The organism is Aurantiacibacter spongiae, from assembly GCF_003815535.1.
GTDB classification, from domain to species: domain Bacteria; phylum Pseudomonadota; class Alphaproteobacteria; order Sphingomonadales; family Sphingomonadaceae; genus Alteraurantiacibacter; species Alteraurantiacibacter spongiae.
Genome location: NZ_RPFZ01000001.1, coordinates 1,411,533 through 1,432,383, shown reverse-complemented (window position 1 = coordinate 1,432,383; position 20,851 = coordinate 1,411,533). Strand labels below are relative to the sequence as shown.

The 20,851-nt window shown below is 67.3% G+C and carries 20 protein-coding genes; 13 read left to right on the top strand and 7 right to left on the bottom strand.

What is annotated here, in order from left to right; all coding sequences use genetic code 11:
- Window positions 1-14: 14 nt before the first annotated feature.
- From hemB to EG799_RS06920, 5 genes are read left to right on the top strand one after another with little or no spacing between them, the layout of a single operon-like run.
- Complete coding sequence (gene hemB, locus EG799_RS06940; protein ID WP_123879761.1) at window positions 15-1,010, top strand: porphobilinogen synthase; 996 nt, start codon at window positions 15-17, stop codon at window positions 1,008-1,010.
- Entirely contained in the window at window positions 1,003-1,569 is a 567-nt protein-coding gene (locus EG799_RS06935) for a GNAT family N-acetyltransferase (protein ID WP_123879759.1), read from the top strand. Before hemB ends, EG799_RS06935 begins: the two co-directional genes overlap by 8 nt.
- A complete protein-coding gene (locus EG799_RS06930) occupies window positions 1,562-2,137 on the top strand; it encodes a GNAT family N-acetyltransferase (RefSeq protein WP_123882919.1) in 576 nt (191 codons plus the stop codon). Before EG799_RS06935 ends, EG799_RS06930 begins: the two co-directional genes overlap by 8 nt.
- Entirely contained in the window at window positions 2,134-4,338 is a 2,205-nt protein-coding gene (locus EG799_RS06925) for a fused MFS/spermidine synthase (RefSeq protein WP_123879757.1), read from the top strand. The genes EG799_RS06930 and EG799_RS06925 overlap by 4 nt, the downstream gene beginning before the upstream one ends.
- Window positions 4,335-4,901, top strand: coding sequence for a gamma carbonic anhydrase family protein (locus EG799_RS06920; protein WP_181950876.1), 567 nt, complete (start codon window positions 4,335-4,337; stop codon window positions 4,899-4,901). Before EG799_RS06925 ends, EG799_RS06920 begins: the two co-directional genes overlap by 4 nt.
- Before the next feature lie 87 nt (window positions 4,902-4,988).
- Here the strand turns inward: EG799_RS06920 and EG799_RS06915 are convergent, their stop codons facing one another.
- The 5 genes from EG799_RS06915 to EG799_RS06895 all read right to left on the bottom strand — a co-directional run bounded on the left by EG799_RS06915 (window position 4,989) and on the right by EG799_RS06895 (window position 12,136).
- Window positions 4,989-6,584, bottom strand: coding sequence for a cisplatin damage response ATP-dependent DNA ligase (locus EG799_RS06915; RefSeq protein ID WP_123879753.1), 1,596 nt, complete (start codon window positions 6,582-6,584; stop codon window positions 4,989-4,991).
- Between the two features lie 12 nt (window positions 6,585-6,596).
- Window positions 6,597-7,601 carry a ligase-associated DNA damage response exonuclease gene (locus EG799_RS06910; RefSeq protein WP_123879751.1) on the bottom strand — a complete coding sequence of 335 codons (1,005 nt, stop codon included), beginning with the start codon at window positions 7,599-7,601 and terminating at the stop codon, window positions 6,597-6,599.
- A gap of 35 nt (window positions 7,602-7,636) precedes the next feature.
- Window positions 7,637-9,364, bottom strand: a complete 1,728-nt coding sequence (locus tag EG799_RS06905) for a M1 family metallopeptidase (protein WP_123879749.1) — start codon at window positions 9,362-9,364, stop codon at window positions 7,637-7,639.
- A gap of 32 nt (window positions 9,365-9,396) precedes the next feature.
- Entirely contained in the window at window positions 9,397-11,766 is a 2,370-nt protein-coding gene (gene clpA, locus EG799_RS06900; RefSeq protein WP_123879747.1) for an ATP-dependent Clp protease ATP-binding subunit ClpA, read from the bottom strand.
- Window positions 11,767-11,929: 163 nt separating this feature from the next.
- Window positions 11,930-12,136, bottom strand: coding sequence for a DUF1192 family protein (locus EG799_RS06895; protein ID WP_123879745.1), 207 nt, complete (start codon window positions 12,134-12,136; stop codon window positions 11,930-11,932).
- A gap of 127 nt (window positions 12,137-12,263) precedes the next feature.
- Between EG799_RS06895 and EG799_RS06890 the strand changes: the two genes are divergently transcribed.
- The 4 genes from EG799_RS06890 (at window position 12,264) to EG799_RS06875 (ending at window position 16,230) form a co-directional block, all read left to right on the top strand.
- A complete protein-coding gene (locus EG799_RS06890) occupies window positions 12,264-13,247 on the top strand; it encodes an NAD(P)H-quinone oxidoreductase (protein WP_123882917.1) in 984 nt (327 codons plus the stop codon).
- A 128-nt stretch (window positions 13,248-13,375) separates the two neighbouring features.
- Window positions 13,376-14,308, top strand: a complete 933-nt coding sequence (locus EG799_RS06885; RefSeq protein ID WP_123879743.1) for a UDP-2,3-diacylglucosamine diphosphatase — start codon at window positions 13,376-13,378, stop codon at window positions 14,306-14,308.
- A 36-nt stretch (window positions 14,309-14,344) separates the two neighbouring features.
- Entirely contained in the window at window positions 14,345-15,388 is a 1,044-nt protein-coding gene (locus tag EG799_RS06880) for a glycosyltransferase family 4 protein (RefSeq protein WP_123879741.1), read from the top strand.
- A 128-nt stretch (window positions 15,389-15,516) separates the two neighbouring features.
- Complete coding sequence (locus tag EG799_RS06875; RefSeq protein WP_181950875.1) at window positions 15,517-16,230, top strand: DUF1013 domain-containing protein; 714 nt, start codon at window positions 15,517-15,519, stop codon at window positions 16,228-16,230.
- A gap of 77 nt (window positions 16,231-16,307) precedes the next feature.
- On the opposite strand, the gene EG799_RS06870 is transcribed toward EG799_RS06875, so the two are convergent.
- Together EG799_RS06870 and EG799_RS06865 are read right to left on the bottom strand one after the other, a co-directional pair.
- Window positions 16,308-16,712: a bactofilin family protein gene (locus EG799_RS06870; protein WP_234029060.1), complete on the bottom strand. Its 405-nt coding sequence runs from the start codon at window positions 16,710-16,712 to the stop codon at window positions 16,308-16,310.
- Window positions 16,705-17,874, bottom strand: a complete 1,170-nt coding sequence (locus EG799_RS06865) for a M23 family metallopeptidase (RefSeq protein ID WP_234029059.1) — start codon at window positions 17,872-17,874, stop codon at window positions 16,705-16,707. Before EG799_RS06865 ends, EG799_RS06870 begins: the two co-directional genes overlap by 8 nt.
- Window positions 17,875-18,149: 275 nt before the next feature.
- Here EG799_RS06865 and EG799_RS06860 point away from each other — a divergent pair, with 275 nt between their 5' ends.
- From EG799_RS06860 to EG799_RS06845, 4 genes are all read left to right on the top strand, one after another.
- On the top strand, window positions 18,150-19,205 hold the full coding sequence (locus tag EG799_RS06860; protein ID WP_325051107.1) for an aldo/keto reductase: 1,056 nt from the start codon (window positions 18,150-18,152) through the stop codon (window positions 19,203-19,205).
- A 4-nt stretch (window positions 19,206-19,209) separates the two neighbouring features.
- Window positions 19,210-19,890 (top strand): nicotinate-nucleotide adenylyltransferase, encoded by a 681-nt coding sequence (locus EG799_RS06855; protein ID WP_123879735.1) that lies wholly within the window; start codon window positions 19,210-19,212, stop codon window positions 19,888-19,890.
- 111 nt (window positions 19,891-20,001) lie between these two features.
- Complete coding sequence (gene rsfS, locus EG799_RS06850) at window positions 20,002-20,385, top strand: ribosome silencing factor (RefSeq protein ID WP_123882910.1); 384 nt, start codon at window positions 20,002-20,004, stop codon at window positions 20,383-20,385.
- 36 nt (window positions 20,386-20,421) lie between these two features.
- On the top strand, window positions 20,422-20,844 hold the full coding sequence (locus EG799_RS06845) for a 23S rRNA (pseudouridine(1915)-N(3))-methyltransferase RlmH (RefSeq protein ID WP_123879734.1): 423 nt from the start codon (window positions 20,422-20,424) through the stop codon (window positions 20,842-20,844).
- Window positions 20,845-20,851 lie beyond the last annotated feature (7 nt).

Here is a 20,851-nt window from a genome sequence, read left to right as displayed (position 1 = left end):
TGTGCGGGCCTGAGATGACCCGTTCCTTCCCCAACACCCGCCTGCGCCGGACGCGCTCGACCGGCTGGAGCCGGGCCATGCATCGCGAGACGATGCTTGCCCCTGCCGATCTCATTTGGCCGCTCTTCGTGACCGAGGGCGAAGGGGTGGAGGAGTCGGTCGCGGCGTTGCCGGGCGTTTCGCGCTGGTCGGTCGACGGCATCGCGAAGCGCGCGCGCGAAGCGGTCGATCTCGGCATTCCGTGCATCGCGCTGTTTCCCAATACACCGGCTGGCAAGCGCTCCGACGACGGGGCGGAGGCGCTCAACCCCGACAACCTCATGTGCCGCGCGATCCGCGCCGTGCGCGACGCCTGCGGCCATGACGTCGGCATCCTCACCGATGTCGCGCTCGACCCCTATACCTCGCACGGGCAGGACGGGCTGGTGAACGAAGCCGGATACGTCGCCAATGACGATACCGTTGCGGTGCTGGTCGATCAGGCCATGAACCAGGCCGCCGCCGGGGCCGACATCATCGCCCCTTCGGACATGATGGACGGCCGCGTACGCGCTATCCGGATGGCGTTGGAGATGGGCGGACATGCCGAGGTGCAGATCATGGCCTATGCGGCCAAGTTCGCCTCCGCCTTCTACGGCCCGTTCCGCGACGCGGTGGGATCGCGCGAGCGGCTGGCGGGCGACAAGTCCACCTACCAGATGGACCCGGCGAACGGGGGCGAGGCGCTGGCCGAGGTGGCGATGGACATCGCCGAAGGCGCGGACAGCGTGATCGTCAAGCCGGGGCTCGCCTATCTCGACATCGTATGGCGCGTGCGCGAGAGGTTCGCGATTCCCGTCTTCGCCTATCAGGTGAGCGGGGAATACGCGATGATCGAGGCTGGCGCAGCCGCCGGCGTGGGGGATCGCGATGCGCTGCTGATGGAAAAGCTGCTCGCCTTCAAGCGCGCGGGGGCGAGCGGCGTGCTCACCTATCATGCGCCCGTGGCCGCCCGCCTGCTGAATGGATAGCGACGCGCTTTTCACCGAGCGGCTGGTCCTGCGACCTCCGGACAGGGGCGATCTGCCATTCCTTCTCGACTGCATGAACACGCCTGCAGTGATGCGCCATCTCGGCGGCGAGATTCGCTCTGCGGCGGAGGTGGAGGATGGCCTCGAAGCGGATATCGCCGCCTTTGCCGACGACACCTATCGTCACTGGACGATCTGGTTGCGCGGGGAAGATCGGCGAATCGGGCGCTGCGGACTGTTCAGCGTCCGCTCGCAGGCCGCGCCGCGACCCTTGCGCGGACAGCGCGAGATCGGCTGGACGCTGGCGGAGGACTTCTGGAACATGGGTTATGCCAGCGAGGCGGCGCGCGCCGTGCTGGCCTACGCCTTCGACACGCTCCATCTTCCGGTGATCTACGCCCAGACCAGCGATTCCAACCACGCCTCGACGCGGATGATCGCCCGGCTCGGTTTCGTCGCGCGGACCGGGCTGGGATACGACGATCCCGACTATCCGCCGCGGGACAATCCCACCACCGTCTGGTCGCTCGCCGCGGGCGATTTTCATGACCGTGGCTGAGTTTCGCCGCGAAACCCCGCGCCTCACCTTGCGCGACTGGCGCAAGGAGGACTGGCCCCGCTTCTGGGAGGTGACCAACACACCGGCCGTCATGCGCTGGCTGGGCGGCGTGGCCGACGACGCTACGCGGGCCGGCGCGCGCGAAAGGCTGCAAGGCTATGCCCGCGATCACGGGCATACGTTCTGGGTCGTCGAGCGGCACGAGGATGGCGGCCACCTGGCGGGCGAACTGCTCGGCTTCTGCGGGCTCAAGCGCTCCAATGCCGAAGGCGAGCGGGTCGAGGGCATGGTCGAAATCGGCTGGCGCCTGCGCCGGGAGGCATGGGGTCATGGCTATGCGCGCGAGGCGGCGGAAGCGTCACTCGACGAAGGGTTCGCCCGTTTCGGCGCAGACGAGATCATTGCCCTCACGGTGGAGGGTAACATCGCCAGCCGGACGCTGATGCGCCGGCTCGGCCTGACGCGCCGGCCCGAACTCGACTATACCGATCCGCGGCACGGCCCCGACCTCAACCCCGTCTGGGTCCATTCCATTACCCGCGACCGCTGGGGACAGCGAGCGCCGTGACCGGTCCGGCGCGCTGGCTGTTCACGCTCGCCATCTTCGCTGGCAGTTTCCTGCTGTTCCTCGTGCAGCCGATGGTGGCGCGCATGGCGCTGCCGGGGCTGGGCGGCGCGCCGGCGGTCTGGAACAGCGCGCTGGTGGTCTATCAGGCACTGCTGCTGGCCGGCTATGCCTACGCCCATCTGCTGACGCGCCTGCCGGCGACCATGCAGGGCGCGGCCCATCTTGGGGTGCTCGCGCTGGGCGCGCTGTCGCTGCCGATAGGTCTGGCCGAAGGGGTTTTTGAGCGTCCCGGCATGGAAGTGCTCCGGGTGCCCTGGCTGTTCCTGCTGACCGTCGGCCCGGCCTACTTCGCCCTGTCCGCGCAGGCGCCGCTGGTGCAGCGCTGGTTCGCCGCGCATCCCGATGCCGGCAATCCCTACCCGCTCTACGCCGCCTCCAATCTCGGGAGCTTCGCCGGTCTGCTGGCCTACCCGCTTCTGGCCGAACCACTGTTGACGCTGAGCCGCCAGAGCCAGGCCTGGTCGGCGGGATACGGTGTGGTCGCAGTCCTGACCGGCCTGCTCGTCGTGAACCGGCGCCGCGCGAGCGGTGCGGGCGCGAGCGGTGCGGCGGCGGCTGACGAACGCCCGGACGACGTCCCGCCCGCGGACTGGCGGACGATCGGCCTGTGGCTTGCCCTGTCGGCGGTGCCCTCGGGTCTGATGATGTCGACCACGACCTTCCTCACTACCGACATCATGGCGATGCCTTTGCTCTGGGTCATTCCGCTCGGCCTCTACCTGCTCAGCTTCACCATTGCCTTTGCACAGGGTCGCGCGCTGGCGAGCGTCATCGTGTTTCTCGCGCCGGTCGTGCTGCTGGTCGATGGCGCGCTGTCGATGTTCGCCGCCGACCGGGCGGACCTGCTCGCGGCGATCGCCAGCGTCATGATGCTGTTCGCCGCGGCGACGGCGCTTCATGCACGGCTCTATCACCTGCGTCCGCCCCCGGCGGAACTGACCCGCTTCTACCTCGTCACCGCCGCCGGCGGTGCCATTGGAGGCGTGTTCACCGCCCTCGTCGCGCCAGCGCTGTTCGACTGGACCTGGGAGCATCCGCTGCTGATCCTGGCCGCGGCGCTGCTTATCCCCCTGGGCGCGTGGGCCGGATTGATGCGTCGCATTCTGGGCAGCGAGGTTCGTGCCCGGATCGCGCTCGGCGGGATACTGTCCCTTGTGTTCGCCCTGTCCCTCGCGCTGTTCGGGGGAGCGTCCGACAACGGCGACCTTACGCTCGGCCACTGGCTGATGCTCGCCGGCATCCTGCTGCTCGCGCTCGTGCTCGCTTCGCGCCGCTGGGCCTTTACCGGTGGCATGGCCGCCCTGCTGGTGGCACTGGGCGGCATCGGCCAGGCCGAGACGACGCTCGCCGGTACGCGCGAACGCAGCTATTTCGGCGTCTACAGCGTGCGCGAGGACGCCGGCGGTACTCGCACGCTGATGCATGGCACCACGATTCACGGAATCCAGCGCAGCGGCGCGGGAGCCGAACAGCCGATTTCCTATTACGGTCCGACGTCGGGCGTGGGCCAGGTGCTGCATCTGGCTCCGGCGCTGTTCGGCGCGCAGGCTCGCATAGGCGTCGTGGGTCTGGGCGCGGGCACGCTCGCCTGCTACCGCCAGCCGGGCCAGGACTGGACCTTTTTCGAGATCGATCCGACCGTGCTGGCTTTCTCCGAGAAGCGTATCTTCACCTTTCTCGGCCGCTGCGCTCCGCGTGCCAGGGTGCGGATCGGCGATGCCCGCGTCACGCTCGGGAGTTTGCCGGCCCGGCGCTTCGACCTGCTCGCCGTGGACGCCTTTTCCTCGGATGCGATCCCGCTGCACCTGCTGACGGCGGAGGCGCTGGCCGTCTATCGCCGGGCGCTGTCGGACAAGGGCGTGCTGGTGGTTCACATCTCCAATCGCTACGTCCGGCTGGAGCCCGTGCTGTCGAGACTGGCGCGCGATGCCGGCATGGCGGCGCTGGTTCTGGACGACGATGGCGCGCAGGACGAAGACATCTACGCATCGAGCTGGGTCGCGCTTGCGAACGAGCCGGAGCGTCTGGCACTACTTGCGGAGACCGGAGACTGGCGCGCTCTCGTTCCGCCCGAGGGACGGGCCTGGACCGACGATTACGCCTCCATCCTGCCCTATCTCGTTTGGGAGAACTTCCTGTGACCGGCACCGACCCCCGCTTCCCCGGCGCGACCATCCTGCCCTTCGAGGGCAAGGCGCCGCAGATCGCCGACAGCGCCTTCGTGGCGCCGGGTGCGCGCATCATCGGCGATGTCACGATCGGTCCGGAGGCGAGCGTGTGGTACAATTGCGTGCTGCGCGGCGACATCCACCGCATCGAGATCGGCGCGCGCTCCAACGTCCAGGACGGCAGCGTCTTCCACGTGGAGGGGCCGCGTCCGGATACCGACGGCTGCCCGACGATCCTTGGGCAGGAATGCGTGATCGGGCACATGGCGGTGGTCCACGGCTGCACCGTGGAGGATCGCGGCTTCGTCGGCATGGGAGCGGTGGCGATGGACGATTGCCGCATCGGCGAGGGCGCGATGCTGGGCGCGGGCGCGCTGCTCAGTCCGGGCAAGCGCATTCCGGCGCGCGAGATCTGGATCGGTCGTCCCGCGAAGCCTTTCCGCACGATAGACGATGCGCAGGCCCAAAAGGTGCGCTTCCAGACCGAGCGTTACTGCCGGCTGGCGCAGCGGCACATGGCGGAACTGCACGGATAGAAGTCGCGCGGCGCGACTTGTCGCCCGCGAATGCGCGCCCCGGGGCGTCCGGTCCTGCTCGCTCCCGCCGGTGTTCGCCGCCGTGCCCTAATCGCGGATGAGCGCTTTGAGCGCCGAGATCCGGTCCGCTTCATGGACCGGCTTGTCCCACCTGATCCGGTGGATGCGCGGGAAGCGCATGGCGAGGCCGCTCTTGTGGCGCTTGCTTTCGTGGACCGAATCGAACGCAACCTCGAACACCAGGCTCTTGTCGGTCTCGCGGACCGGGCCGAAGCGGTTGACGGTATTCTGGCGCACGTGCCGGTCGAGCTTCTTCAGCTCCTCGTCGGTGAAGCCCGAATAGGCCTTGCCCACCGGCAGCAGATCCGCCCCCTCGTCGGGGTCGCCGTCCCAGCAGCCGAAGGTGTAGTCGGAAAAGAAGCTGGAGCGCTTGCCGCTGCCGCGCTGGGCGTACATCAGCACGCAATCGACGAGCAGCGGATCGCGCTTCCACTTGTACCACAGGCCGGTCTTGCGACCCGGCACGTAGCTGGAATCGCGCCGCTTGAGCATGAGCCCCTCGATCGCATCGTCGCGTGCCCCCTCGCGGATTGTGGCCAGCTGATCGAAATCGCGTGCCTCGACCAGTTGCGACAGGTCGAAATGCGTCGCGGGAAGGCGCGCCATCAACTTTTCGAGCGCCGCTCGCCGTTCGGTCCAGGGGAGGGGGCGCAGGTCTTTCCCGTCCAGCATCAGCACGTCGTAGAGTCGCACGAACGCAGGCGATTGCGCCAGCATCTTCCTGCTGACGGTCTTGCGCCCCAGCCGCTGCTGAAGCGCGTTGAAGCTCGCCGCTCCCCCCGCCTCGCCGCCCTGGTGACTGCCCCGCACTAGCAATTCGCCGTCCAGCACGGCGGGAAAATCGAGGGCGTGGACCATTTCGGGGAATGTGCCCGAGATATCATCGCCCGAGCGCGAGTAAACGCGTGTTTCGCCAGCCACATGGACCATCTGCACGCGGATGCCATCCCATTTCCATTCGGCGGCATAGTCGGACAGGTCGACCACCAGGTCTTCGAGCGGGTGGGCCAGCATGAACGGACGGAACAGCGGCATGTTCTCGGTATCGGGCGGCTCCGCGCCGTCAGCCGCCCAGGCGAACAGGTCGGCGAAGGGCGGTTCGAGCGCGTGCCAGTATTCCTCCACCCGGTCGACATCGACGCCGAAGGCCTGTGCGAAGGCGACCTTGGCGAGGCGACCCGACACGCCCACGCGCATACCGCCGGTCGCGATCTTGAACAGGGCGTAGCGGCCCGAGCTGTCGAGCCGGTCGAGCAGGCGCGGCAATTCGCCCGTCACGCTGGCACGGGTCATGCCGGACAGGGCCTCCACGGCTTCGGACACGGACGGCGGCGGCGCGGCCTCGCCCGGCGGATCGGGCCACAGGAAGCTGGCCGTTTCCGCCGTATCGCCGACGAAATCGCGACTGAGCGTCCACAGTACCGGATCGACCCGCTCCTTGAGCAGGTTGCGAATGGTGCTGGACTTGACCGCCGGAAAATCCAGGCCGTCCGTCAGTGCCGCCAGCGCCCACCCGCGATCGGGATCGGGGGTGGCCTGCAGATACTCCGCGATCAGGCGCAGCTTCTCGTTGCGCGAACGGGTATAGACCAGCGCATCGACGAGGGCGGCGAACTCTTCCATCAGCGGCCCGCCTCAGTCATCCTCGTCCTCATACCCCACCATCGCCAGTGCGCGGGCGCGCCGCTGGCCCAGCTGGCACCAGCGCAGCAGCGCTTCCTCGCGGCCGTGGGTGATCCACGTTTCCTGCGGGTCGACCTCTTCCACGGTGCGCGTCAGCTCGTGCCAGTCGGCGTGGTCGGAAATCACCAGCGGCAGCTCGACATTGCGCTGACGGGCGCGCTGGCGCACGCGCATCCAGCCGCTCGCCATGGCCGTGATGGGGTCGGGCAGCCGGCGGCTCCAACGGTCGTTGAGGGCGGAGGGCGGGCACACCACTACCGAACCGCGCATATCGTCCTTCGCGTGATCGGAAACGAGGCGCAGTTCGCCAAGATCGACGCCGAATTCCTCGTACAGCCGGCACATCTTTTCCATCGCGCCGTGGAGATAGATCGGTTCGCCATGCCCGGCCGCGCGCAATTCCGCGATCACGCGCTGCGCCTTGCCGAGGGCATAGGCGCCGACGAGGACGCAGCGATCGGGGTGGGCGGCGAGGCGGTCGGTCAGCTTGGCCATTTCCTGCGCGATGGGCGGATGCGTGAACACCGGCAGGCCGAAAGTCGCCTCGGTGATGAAGATATCGCACGGCGTCACTTCGAAGGGCGGACAGGTCGGATCGGGCCGGCGCTTGTAATCGCCTGTCACGACAACCCTCTCCCCGGCATGTTCGAGCAGGATCTGCGCGCTGCCGAGCACGTGGCCGGCGGGAATGTAGGTCGCATCGACCCCGCCATCGAGCCGTACCGTCTCGCCATATTCCACGGGCCGCGTGTTTTCCCGCGTGTTGTAGCGCAGTTCCATGATCGCCAGCGTCTCGGGCGTGGCCACGGTCTTGCCGTGCCCGCCGCGCGCGTGGTCGGCATGGCCGTGCGTGACCAGTGCCTTGTCGACCGGCTTCGAGGGGTCGATCCAGCAATCGGCGGGCGGAATGTAGATGCCGTGCGGGTCGGGCTTGATCCAGGAAAAGGCGGCGCTCATCGCATGGATGAACCGGCGGCGTGCCCGGTTCGTTCCTACTCGGCCGCGGCTGCCTCCCGCCGTTCCTCCTGCGCCGCACGCCATGCGGCAATGGCGTCATCGGCCCTCAATATGCGGTTGTCCGGATCGAGGAGGACATGGCGATCCCCACTGTCCAGCGCGAGCTTCGCGCGGCCGCCCGTCATGGGCACCGACACGCGGTTTCCGTCGATCTCCACCTCGACGGGCATTTCGAACGGATATCGGGAGGGTGTCTGCCATTCGAGCAGCAGATCCCCGCCTTCGCGAGCGGATGCGAGGCGAGGCAGGTCCGCCCGGGTGAAATAGGCATCGAAGAACCAGCGCAGGTCGCGGCCCGACTTGTCTTCGAGAATGCGGCGAAAATCGTCGGTCGTGCGGGTCACCGGCCGGATCGCGCCGGGGCGCGGATCGTCCGTGCCGTAGACCAGCCGGGTAATGGCCGGAAACAGCACCTCGTCCCCGACCAGATGGCGCAGCGTGTGCAGCACCCAGGCGCCCTTGTAGTAGATGTCGGTGCCCCAACCCGCGTCGCTGTCATTGTAATCGGGCCGCACGGCGTCCGGCGAAACGAGCGGTACGCGGCTGGCGATCTGCGTGCGGTAGCGCCACATTTCGGCATCGTACTGCATGCGACCGCGCGTGCGTTCGAGATAGAGCGGCTGCATCCACGTGCCCAGCCCTTCGTGCAACCACATGTGGTTGATGCTGGCATGGGTCAGCTGGTTGCCGAACCACTCATGCGCGAATTCGTGATGGAGCAACCAGTCATACCCCAGCGGATCGCGCGCGAAACCGTTGCCGTAGGCATTGATGGTCTGGTGTTCCATGCCGAGATGCGGGGTCTCGGCAATGCCGGCCTTCTCGTCGGCGAAAGGGTAGGGGCCGACCGTGCTTTCGAAAAAGGCGAGGAAGTCCTCCATTTCCCCCAGCAGGCGGTTCACCCCGTCGTCATGCCCGGGCAGGTGCCAGAACCGGATCGGCACGATATTGCCGAAGCGGCTGGCGTAGTCGCGCCGGGCCAGTTCGTAGGGCGCTATTTGCAGCGCGATTCCGTAATTCGACGGATTTCTCGCCCGCCAGTGGAAGGTCCGCGTGCCGTCGTCATTGTCCGTCGTGCCGATCAGTCGGCCATTGCCCGCCGCCGTCAGCGCCTCCGGGACGGTGACGAGCAGGTCCATCGTGTCGATCCGGTGCGCGGAGGAATCGATGCAGGGCCAGAACAGGTCGCACCCCTCGCCCTGCACGGTGCTGGCGATCCAGGGCTGCCCGTCCGGTGTTTCGGACCAGGTCATTCCGCCTTCCCACGGCGGATTGGCGGCGACATGCGGCGCGCCGCGATAGCGCAGCGCCAGTATCGCCGTGTCCCCGGCGGCAAGCGGGCGCGGCAGATCGATCGTGAGCAGCCCGTCGGGATTGCGCCACCGGCCGGGCGCGATGGCCGTGTCGTCAACCGAGACGTCGGAGATGGCGAAGCGCGGGTCGAGATCGAGCGCCAGCCGGTCCAGCGGAGCGGTGGCGACGATGCGGTAGAGTATCGCCCCGGCAATCTGCCGGTGGGCCGGATCGACCAGGATCGACAACGAGGCGTGTTCGATATGCTCGCCCGCCCTCGCGCCTTCGAGCGGCAGGTCGCTTTCGCCGGTTCGTTCGGCGAGCGGCGGGGCGTGTTCCTGCGCGCATACCGAAGCGGCGAGGGCCGAGGCCCCCGCCGCCAGAACGATGGTGAGTTGGCGAAGCGTCATGCCGGATCGGTAATCCGCCGCGCGCCCGCCGCCTAGTCCTCGTTCCTGCCCGCCTCGTTCTCGGCATCGGCGTCGGAAGAGGGCTTGGCGGGCCTGGCCTTCTTCGCCTTCTTCTTGCGGCCCTTGGGCGGCGCCGGGGTCAGTTCGAAGGCGAGCTTGTCGTCCTTCACGCTGACATGCACCTCGCCGCCGCTCGCCAGCTTGCCGAACAGCAATTCCTCGGCCAGCGGCTGCTTCACCTTTTCCTGGATCAGGCGCGCCATCGGACGGGCGCCCATCAGCTTGTCGTAACCGCGCTTGCCCAGCCATTCGCGGGCATCGCCGTCGAACTGGATGTGCACGTTCTGCTCCGACAGTTGCAGTTCCAGCTGGAGGATGAACTTGTCGACCACGCGGCTGATCGTCTCGCTGCCGAGATAGGCGAAGGGCACGATCGCATCGAGGCGGTTGCGGAATTCCGGGGTGAACATCTTCTTCACCGCTTCCTCGCTCGCCTCGAGCTTGGTGCCGCTGCCAAAGCCGATGCCCTGTTTCGCCGCGTCCGCCGCGCCGGCATTGGTCGTCATGATGAGAACGACGTTGCGGAAATCGACGGTCTTGCCGTGGTGATCGGTCAGCTTGCCGTTATCCATCACCTGCAGCAGGATGTTGAACAGGTCGGGGTGCGCCTTCTCGATCTCGTCCAGCAGCAGCACGCAGTGCGGGTGCTGGTCGATGGCGTCGGTCAGCAGGCCGCCCTGATCGTAGCCGACATAGCCCGGAGGGGCGCCGATCAGGCGGCTGACCGAGTGGCGCTCCATGTATTCCGACATGTCGAAACGCTTCAGCTCGATCCCCATGATGCTGGCGAGCTGGCGCGCGACCTCGGTCTTGCCGACGCCGGTGGGGCCGGAAAACAGGAACGAGCCGATGGGCTTGTCCGCCTCGCGCAGACCGGCGCGGCTCAGCTTCATGGCGGTGGACAGGCGCTCGATCGCCTCGTCCTGACCGTAGACCACGCGCTTCAGATCCTTTTCCAGGTTCGACAGCGCGGCCTTGTCGTCCTTGCTGACCGATTTGGGGGGAATGCGCGCCATCGTCGCGATGACCTTCTCGATCTCCTTGGCGGTGATGGTCTTGCGCCGGCGGCTGGGCGGCACGAGCATCTGCATCGCACCGACCTCGTCGATCACGTCGATCGCCTTGTCGGGCAGCTTGCGGTCGTTGATGTAGCGCGCGCTCATCTCCACTGCGGTCTTGATCGCATCCGGCGTGTACTTGACCTTGTGATGCTCCTCGAAGGCGGAGCGCAGACCCTTGAGGATCTTGATCGTGTCCTCCACCGTGGGTTCGTTCACGTCGATCTTCTGGAAGCGCCGCAGCAGCGCCCGGTCCTTCTCGAAGTGGTTGCGGAATTCCTTGTAGGTGGTCGAACCCACGCAGCGGATCGTGCCGCTCGACAGTGCGGGCTTGAGCAGGTTGGAAGCGTCCATCGCCCCGCCGCTGGTCGCGCCCGCGCCGATGACCGTGTGGATCTCGTCGATGAACAGGATCGCCTCGGGCATCTTTTCCAGCTCGTTCACGACCTGCTTCAGCCGTTCCTCGAAATCGCCGCGATAGCGGGTACCGGCCAGCAGCGCGCCCATGTCGAGCGAGTAGATGACCGCGTCCTCGAGCACCTCGGGCACCTCGCCCTCGACGATCTTGCGCGCGAGACCTTCGGCGATGGCGGTCTTGCCGACGCCGGGATCGCCGACGTAGAGCGGGTTGTTCTTCGACCGGCGACACAGGATCTGCACCGTGCGATCCACTTCCGGGCCGCGCCCGATGAGCGGATCGACCTTGCCGTCCAGCGCCTTCTGGTTGAGGTTGACGCAGAACTGGTCGAGCGCGGAATCCTTCTTGGACTTTTCGGCCTTCTCTTCGCCGCGGGCGGGCGCTTCCTCCTCGCTACCTTCGGCATTGCGGGTGTCGATCTGCCGGCCGCCCTTGCCGATGCCGTGCGAGATGAAGCTGACCGCGTCCAGCCGGCTCATGTCCTGCTGCTGCAGAAAATAGACCGCATAGCTGTCGCGCTCGGAGAACAGCGCGACGAGCACGTTCGCGCCGGTGACGGTGTCCTTGCCGCTCGACTGCACGTGCAGGATCGCGCGCTGGATCACGCGCTGGAACCCGGCGGTGGGCTGCGGATCGGCGTCCTCGTCGGTTTTCAGCGACTGGTATTCCTGATCGAGATACTGGCGCACCACATTGCCCAGCTCGTCCATGTCCACGCCGCAGGCATTCATCACGTCGCTCGCTTCCGGATCGTTGACCAGCGCCAGCAACAGATGTTCGAGCGTCGCGTATTCGTGGCTGCGGTCGATCGCGTTCTGGATCGCCGAGTGCAGGGTCTTTTCGAGGTTTTGCGCGAAACTTGGCATTGTCGTCCTTACGTTGGCGTCAGGCCCGGTCAGGTCTTGGAGTGTGAATATGCGGCGCGCGCGGTGAACGCGGGCCTAATGCCGGCGGCGGGCCTGGCGGTTTCAAACGGGTATGTAGGGCGCCTTCGCGCGATTTCGAGAGGTCGGCGGGGCCGGCGGCCCATCAGTCGGCCTCTCGCGGTCGGAACAGCGTGTCGGCGGCCTGCCGATGCGCCGCCGCCTTCGCATGGCGGCGGCGGACCCGTTCGATCTCGGCTTCCAGCAAGGCGATGCGCGCCATCAGCTCGTCCTGCGAATAGCTGTCGAGCGGTTCGCCGGCCAGCTGACCGGCGGCATCGGAACGCGTCCGCGGAAGCTCGTCCTCGTGCATCTGGAGGCAGCATCGGTCGCGGGCGGCTTGCTGTCAATGCCGCCCCGCCCTAGGGATGCGCGCCGGGGCGCAATTGCTTGCGATGTGTTGAAAAGGGGTATCAGTGCCGGACGACCTGCCAGCCACCATGACGGCCATCGCGATCAGCGAACCCGGCGGACCCGGCGTCCTCCAGCCAGAACACAGACCGTTGCCGGTGCCGCAGCCGGGCGAAGTGCTGGTCAGGGTCGATCACGCCGGGGTCAACCGGCCCGACTGCCTGCAACGCGCGGGCAAGTATCCGGCACCCGCGGGCGCGTCGGACCTGCCGGGGCTGGAGATTTCCGGCACCGTGGTGTCGGTGGGCGACGGGGTGGACGCGGGGGAGGCGGGCAAGCGGGTCTGCGCGCTGGTGGCCGGGGGTGGCTATGCCGAATTCTGCATCGCCCGGCCCGAACATTGCCTGCCCGTCCCCGCGACGCTGACGATGGCGCAAGCTGCGGCGATACCCGAAACGCTGTTCACCGTCTGGCACAACGTCTTCCAGCGCGGGCTGGCGCGCGACGGCGAAGTTCTGCTGGTTCACGGCGGGACCTCGGGCATCGGTACGATGGCGATCAAGCTGGCGAAACTGTTCGACATGAGTGTCATCGTCACCTGCGGCAGCGACGAGAAGTGCGCCGCGGCCCGCCGGATCGGGGCGGACCACGCGATCAACTACAACACGCAGGATTTCTCCGAGCGCGTGAAGACCCTCACCGACGGACGCGGCTGCGACGTGGTGCTCGACATGGTTTCGGGCGACTATGTCCAGCGCAATCTCGCCTGCCTGGCGACGAATGGCCGCCATGTCACCATCGCCGTGCTCGGCGGAGCGCAGGCACGGATCGATATGGCCAGGCTCATGACGAAACGCCAGACGATGACCGGCTCGACGCTGCGCCCGCGATCGGATGCGTTCAAGGGATTGGTGGCGGACGAGATCTTTCGCGAAGTGTGGCCGCTGGTCGAACAGGACCGCCTCCATCCGGAAATGGACGAGGTGTTCGCGCTGGCCGACGCGGCCGCGGCGCACGAACGCATGGAGGCGGGCGAGCATATCGGCAAGATCGTGCTGAAGGTCGCCGGCTGACCGGAGCGTGCGGGCGGCGTCACCAATCGGTCACAATGTCGTCAAACGGACTCGCAACCTTGCGCGGGGCGTAACATTCGCGCGCTAGGTGATCCAGGCCAGGACCAGGCCATGCGAGGGCGCCCACCATGTTCAGCGACTACATCGACGGCTATGTCGGCAATTCCGGACCGGTCCGCGCCGTCCCGTCGCTCGAACGGTTGACGCCGCAGGAGCCGGCGCGTCCCGAGCGCCCGCCCGAACCGCGTCGCCGCTATCGCACGATCTGGATCTCGGACATTCACCTGGGAACCAGGGGGTGCAATGCCGACCTCCTGATCGACTTTCTCGACAGCACGGGTTCGGACACGCTCTATCTCGTGGGCGACATCATCGACGGCTGGCGGCTGAAGAGGAAGTTCTACTGGCCGGCCGCTCACAACGACATTGTCTGGCGCCTTCTCAAACGGGCGAAGCGCGGAACCCGGATCGTGTACATCCCCGGCAATCACGACGAGATGTTCCGGCAGTTCACCGGTCTCAACTTCGGCGGTATCGAGATCCGCCGCGCGGCCTTCCACGACACCGCCGACGGGCGGCGGCTCATGGTGCTGCATGGCGACGAGTTCGACGCCGTCATGCTGTCGCATCGCTGGCTCGCCTTCGTCGGCGATACCGCCTACCATCTGCTGATGGCGGCGAACAACTGGGTCAACGCCGCCCGCCGCACGCTCGGCCTGCCCTACTGGTCCTTGTCGAAGACGGCCAAGCACCGGGTCAAGAACGCGGTGGAGTTCATCGGCCGCTACGAGGAAGTCGTCTCGCGCGCCGCGGCGGAACGCGGGCTGGACGGGGTGGTGTGCGGTCATATCCATACCGCCGAACACCGCATGATCGGGCCGCAGGGGCGGCAGGTCGAATACTGGAACGATGGCGACTGGGTCGAGGGATGCAACGCGCTGGTCGAGCACGAGGACGGTCGCATGGAAATCCTCGACTGGCCCGCCGAAGTCGCGGCGCGCGAGGAACGGCTCGCCGCGACCGGCGCAGAAGCGGACCGCGCCGGGGTGCTCGCGGCCTGATCGGCGGCGACGGGGGGCGGCGTGGGAGCGGGAACCATGAGGATCGCCCTGGTCACGGATGCGTGGTTGCCGCAGATGAACGGCGTGGTCCGCACGCTCACGACGATCGTTGCCGAACTGCGCAGCCGCGGCCACCGGGTCGCAGTGATCTCGCCCGATCAGTTCGGTTCACTTCCCGCGCCTTCCTACCCGGAAATCCGCCTCGCGCTGGCCGGCCGCCGCGCGGTGGCGAAGCGCATCGACGCCTTCGCGCCGGACGCCATTCATATCGCGACCGAAGGTCCGCTCGGCTGGGCGGCGCGCGGGCACTGCGTGAAGCGGAATCTGCCGTTCACCACCGCCTACCACACGCAGTTTCCCGACTACGTCGCCCGCCGGACCGGGCTATCGCCAGAGCTTGTCTGGCCGTTCATCCGCCGCTTCCACGCGCCGGCCGCGCGGACGATGGTGGCGACTGCGACGATCGAGCGCGAATTGCGCGCGCAGCGAATCGGGCCGCTGCATCGCTGGGGTCGCGGGGTCGACACCACCGCCTTCGGACCCGACCATGCGCCGCCGGACCTGTTCTTCGAACTGCCGCGCCCCATCCAGATCTACGTGGGCCGCGTGGCGGTGGAGAAGAACATCGAGGCGTTCCTGGGCAACACGCATCCCGGATCGAAGGTGGTGATCGGCGACGGTCCGGCGCGCGACAGCCTGCAGCGGCGCTTTCCCGAAGCGCATTTCCTGGGGCGGCGCGAGGGCGATGATCTTGCCGCGTGCTATGCCGGGGCGGACGTGTTCGTATTTCCCAGCCGGACCGACACGTTCGGCCTGGTGATGATCGAGGCGATGGCCTGCGGCACGCCCGTCGCCGCCTTTCCCGTGCCGGGGCCGCTCGACGTCCTCTCCCCGGACAGCGGAGCGATGAACGACCGGCTGGAGGACGCCATCGCCGCCGCGCTTCGCTGCGATCGCGCCGCCTGCCATGCCCGGGGAACCAGCTTCACCTGGGAAGCGAGCGCCGACCAGTTCGTTGCCGGCCTGCGGACCGTCGATCCGCCGGCGTCGAGGGTATCCGTCAGACCCGCCGCCGCCTGACCTTCGCCGGTAACGCTTGCCGTTGGCGGGCAAAGCCTCTACATCTGCCAAGCGCAAGGCCGTCCCGCGAGGGGCGGCCCTTTTATTTCGTATCCGGAGAAACGCCTGTGGCCCAGCCCACGCCCCTGATGCCCCATGCGACCGCCAGCTGGCTGGTCGACAACACGGCCCTGAGCTTCACCCAGATCGCCGACTTCTGCGGTCTTCACATCCTCGAGGTGCAGGCGATGGCAGACGACCTCGCCGGGGCCAAGTACACCGGTCGCGACCCCGTCCATTCGGGTGAGCTGACGCACGAGGAGATCGAGCGCGGACAGAACGACAGCTCCTATCAGCTCAGGATGCAGAAGGCGCCCGTCGATGTCAGCCGCACGAAGGGACCGCGCTACACGCCGGTATCCAAGCGGCAGGACAAGCCCGACGGCATCGCCTGGATCCTGCGTAACCACCCGGAAATATCCGACGCGCAGATCGGCCGTCTGATCGGCACCACGCGCAACACCATCAACGCGATCCGCGAACGCAGCCACTGGAACATCCAGAATATCCAGCCCAAGGATCCGGTCACGCTCGGCCTGTGTTCGCAGCGTGAACTGGACGCGGCGGTGGCCAAGGCGGCGAAACGCGCGCCCGCCCCGGCGGAGGGTGAGGAAACACCCGTGACGCAGGAGTCGATCACGCTCGACAAGCGCGACGACAAGGAAAAGCTGATCGAGGAACTGCGCCGCGAGCGCGAGGAGGCCGCAAAGGCCGCCTCCGAAGCCGCGCAGGAGGCCGAGGCCGAAGCCTGGCTGACGGCCAAGCGCGCCGCCGAGGCCAACCCCGATCCCGGCGACCTGTAGGCCGCTGGCGCGACCGGAACGAAAAGGGGCGACCCCGCCGGGGCCGCCCCTTTTCGTTCGGACTTCGGCACGCCGCCCTATCCGGCGAGGGTCAGGGTGCGCTCCTCGTCGGACGTGTCCGCGTCCGCCGCGTCATTCGCGCCCCTGATAGCGGAGCGGTTGTCGAGCGGGGCGAAGCGGCCATCGACCGACGCGCCCTGTTCGATGGTCAGCGTCTCGTAGGAAACGTCACCGGCGATCCGCGCGCTACGCAGCACGACCAGTTCGCGCACCTCCACCGTGCCGGCGACCTCGCCCGACAGGCGGGCGCTTTCGGCCTTCACCTCGCCCTCGATGCGGCTCGATTCGCCCTGTACCAGCGAGGCGCAGGCGATATCGCCGACCACCTTGCCATCGACGTGCAGGTCGACCGACGCCTCGATATCTCCGCGTATGGTGACGTCGGGACCGATGACGGAAAAGGTGCTGCCGGCCTTAGCCACGGTGCGTGGCCCCGCGATGGCCGGCGAATTCTGCTCGGGCTTCTTCGAGAACATCGGGTGCGGTCTCCAGGAACGGGCGCGGGTTTACGGCGCGGCCATTGATGCGGACTTCGAAATGCAGGTGGGGGCCGGTCGAACGACCGGTGCTGCCGATCGCGCCGATCACGTCGCCGGCATCGACGCGGGCACCGACGCGGGTGTTGAAGCGCGACATGTGGGCATAACGGGTGATCATGCCGGAAGTGTGCGTGATCTCGACCACGTTGCCGTAGCCCGAGCGAACGCCGACAAAGGATACCCGGCCGTCGGCGGCGGCATGGATGGGCGAGCCGAGCGCACCGCGGAAGTCCAGCCCGCTATGCATGGCGGCGGTGCCGTTGAACGGATCGCTGCGCGGACCGAAGCCGGAGGAGATGAGGTTCATGTCGGCTGGCATGACCTGCGGGATCGAATCGAGGCCCCGCTCCAGCGCGCTCATCCGCGCGAGCGACAGTCCCAGGCGTTCGAAACGCGGATCGAGCGAACCGTCGGCTTCGGATGACAGCGTCTCCAGCGGACCGCCCATCGCGGCGGCGCTTGCGCGTTGCATCGCCCGCGGATCGAGGCCCAGCTTGCGTATCGCCGCTTCGGCGCGGGTCGCGCGGCGATCGGCATAGCGGGTCAGCCCTTCGGCGAAGGCGAGCTGCCGCGCCTCGATGCGGGCCAGCCCTTCCGCTTCGGGAAACGAATCGCGGATCATGCTGATGAGCTTTTCCGATTCGGCACCCGAATCGGTGGCGGCATCGGCCTTCACTTCGGCAACGATGTCCTCGGGCAGCATGTCGAGCATGCCTTCGAGATAGGCCTGGCGCTGTTCCAGATCGGCGGTGGTGTGGGCCAGATCGTCGCGGTAATCGGCAAGGCGCGTTTCCGATTGCGCCACGTGCGCTTCGCGGTCGGCCAGCGCGATCCGCTCGCTCGCGGCGCGGTACTGGCTGAACGCGGTCGCGCCCATCGTGCCGAGAACGACCAGCACGAGCGCGGCCAGCGCTCCGGCGGCGATCATCTGCATGCGCGTGGTCACGGTAATGAAGCGAACCTGGCCATCGGAGCGCATGAAGAATTCACGCTCCGGAAACCAGCTCCGCAGGCGGTCCCATCCGCCAGCGGTAAATATCTGCAAAACGACCCCGTCCGGTTGCTTCTAGACTGTTGCCGACCGGGATACCGGCGCGGCGCCCTACGTCGATAGGCTGGTATTAACCTTTGGGGCGAGTCGAACAAAAGTTGCGATGAAACGTGCCCCGCCCTGAAAAATTTTCCGTTTCATCGGGAACCGGATGGGCGAATCTCTATTGTTTGCGGCTTCGATTCGAGCGCGCAGGGGCGAATTGAAACGTTCGGGAACACGGCCCGCCTCTCGCGACTTGGAAGATCGGTTTCAGCGTAAAACGGATAATGGCAGACATGCAGTACAACCAGTTCGGCCGGACCGGCCTCTTCGTTTCCGAATTGTGCCTCGGCACCATGACGTTCGGCGGCGGGGACGGCATGTGGCAGAAGATCGGCAAGCTGCAGCAGGACGAAGCGACGCAGATGGTGCGTACCGCCATCGACGGGGGCATCAATTTCCTCGACACCGCGAATGTCTATGCCGAGGGGCTGAGCGAGAAGATAACCGGGCAGGCGATCCGCGACCTCGGCCTCGCGCGGGACGAGGTGGTGGTCGCCACGAAGGCCTACGGCCCGATGGGCGAGGGCGTGAACCAGCGTGGCGCGGGGCGCGGACACCTGCTGAACGCCATCGACGCCAGCCTGGACCGGCTCGGCATGGATCATGTCGACCTCTACCAGATCCACGGCTGGGATCCCGCCGCTCCGGTCGAGGAGACGTTGCGCGCGCTCGAGACGATCGTGGCGTCGGGCCGCGCGCGCTATGTCGGCGTGTCGAACTGGGCCGCCTGGCAGATCGCGAAGGCGCTCGGCATCGCCGAACGGCTGGGCATCGCGGCGCCGGTTTCGCTCCAGGCCTATTATTCGCTCGTGGGTCGCGGGCTCGAACGCGAGATCGTGCCGTTGCTGGAGAGCGAGACCCTCGGCCTGATGGTGTGGAGCCCGCTCGCCGGCGGGTTCCTGTCGGGCAAGTACACCCGCGACAAGGGGGCCGAGGGCCGCCGCGCCGATTTCGATTTTCCGCCGGTCGATAAGGAGCATGGTTTCGCCATCCTCGACATCATGCGCGAGATCGCCGACGCGCGCGGCGCCAGCGTCGCGCAGGTCGCGCTGGCGTGGCTGCTGGCCAAGCCGGTTGTCACCAGCGTCATCGTCGGGGCCAAGAAGACGCACCAGCTGGAGGACAATCTGGGCGCGGTCGACGTTTCGCTGTCGGACGAGGACATGGAGCGGCTCGACAAGGCGAGCGCGCTGCGCCCCGAATATCCGGGCTGGATGATCGAGAGGCAATCCTCCTACCGCTCCGGCGGCAGGGCCGGCGATCCCCCGAAGGACGACTGACCGCTTGCGTCGCACCGGACCTGTCACCGGCCTTCTTGGCGGAAGCTTCAATCCCGCGCATGGCGGACACCGCCGGATCACCCTGTTCGCTCTGAAGGCCTTGGCGCTGGACGAGGCGTGGTGGCTCGTCTCCCCGGGAAATCCGCTGAAGCCGAAGACCGGCATGGCCCCGCTTGCGGCCCGCGTGCGATCGGCGAAGCGCATGGCGCGCCGCGCGCCGATCCGCGTGACCGCCATCGAGCGTGACCTCGGCACACGGTACACCGTCGATACGCTGCGCGCGCTCAAGCGCCGCTATCCCCGGCGCCGCTTCATCTGGCTGATGGGGTCCGACAATCTCGCGCAATTCCACCGCTGGAAGGACTGGCGCACCATTGCCCGGGAAATGCCGATTGCGGTCATCGCCCGGCCCGGATATGATGGCGAGGCCCTGGCGAGCCCCGCTAGGGCATGGCTGCGACGTTACCGGTTGCCCGCGGCCCGTCTTGGAAACCGGCGCGAATGGAGCGCACCTGCGCTGATTGAATTGCGTTTCGATCCCGATCCGCGCTCGGCCACCCAGTTGCGCCGTGCGGATCCCGACTGGTCCGACGCCATGACCGGCGCGGCCCCGAGGGACGATGTGACGCATACCCTTATAAAACCTGGCGAACCTTCCCATATCGCGGGGGTGCGGACGCAATGATGCTGCCGCGCGCCACTGGGTATTCCCCATTCGCACTGCACAGGAGCATCTCTCGTAGCGATGATCGAAGCCAGCCAAACCGGTTCCGCCGCGAAAGCCACCCCCTATTCCATGCCCGATAACGATACCCTTCCCGATGCCGAGCCCGGCTCGCTGCATCACCTGATCCTCACCCAGCTCGACGACGACCAGGCGATCGACCTCGTCTCGATCCCGCTCGAGGGCAAGAGTTCGATCGCCGATCACATGATCGTCGCCTCGGGCCGCTCGACCCGGCAGGTCGCCGCGATGGCGCAGAAGCTCGCCGAGAAGATCAAGCATTCGGGCGAACCGGCCCCGCGCATCGAAGGGCTGCCGGCGGCAGACTGGGTCCTGATCGACGCGGGCGACGTCGTGGTTCACCTGTTCCGCCCCGAGGTCCGCAGCTTCTACAATCTCGAGCGGATGTGGGGCTTCGGCGAGGATGGCGAGGCGAAGAGCGCGGTCGGGAACTAGCCGCCTTCGCGTGCGGGAAACCGACCGGCCAGGCCCATGCTCCTACACGTCATCGCGCGCGGCAAGATCGCCCGCTCGCCCGAAGCCGAACTGGTCGAGCGGTACGAGAAGCGAATTGCCTGGCCGCTCAGGCTGACCGAACTGCCGGAAACCGGGGGCAGGGTCGCCGACCCGCTGACGCCGTATCGCACGGTGCTGCTCGACGAGAAGGGCCGCGACCTGTCCTCCGAACAGCTCGCCCGTCACCTGGAACGCTGGCGCGACGATGGGATGCGCGAATGTCGCTTCGTGCTCGGCGCGGCGGACGGGCACAGTGATGCCGAGCGTGCGGAGGCTGATCTGCTGGTCGCGTTCGGCAGGGCCACCTGGCCGCATCTGCTTGCCCGCGCCATGCTGATGGAACAGTTGTTCCGCGCGACGGCGATCCTTGCCGGCCACCCCTATCATCGGGCAGGATAGGCCCGCC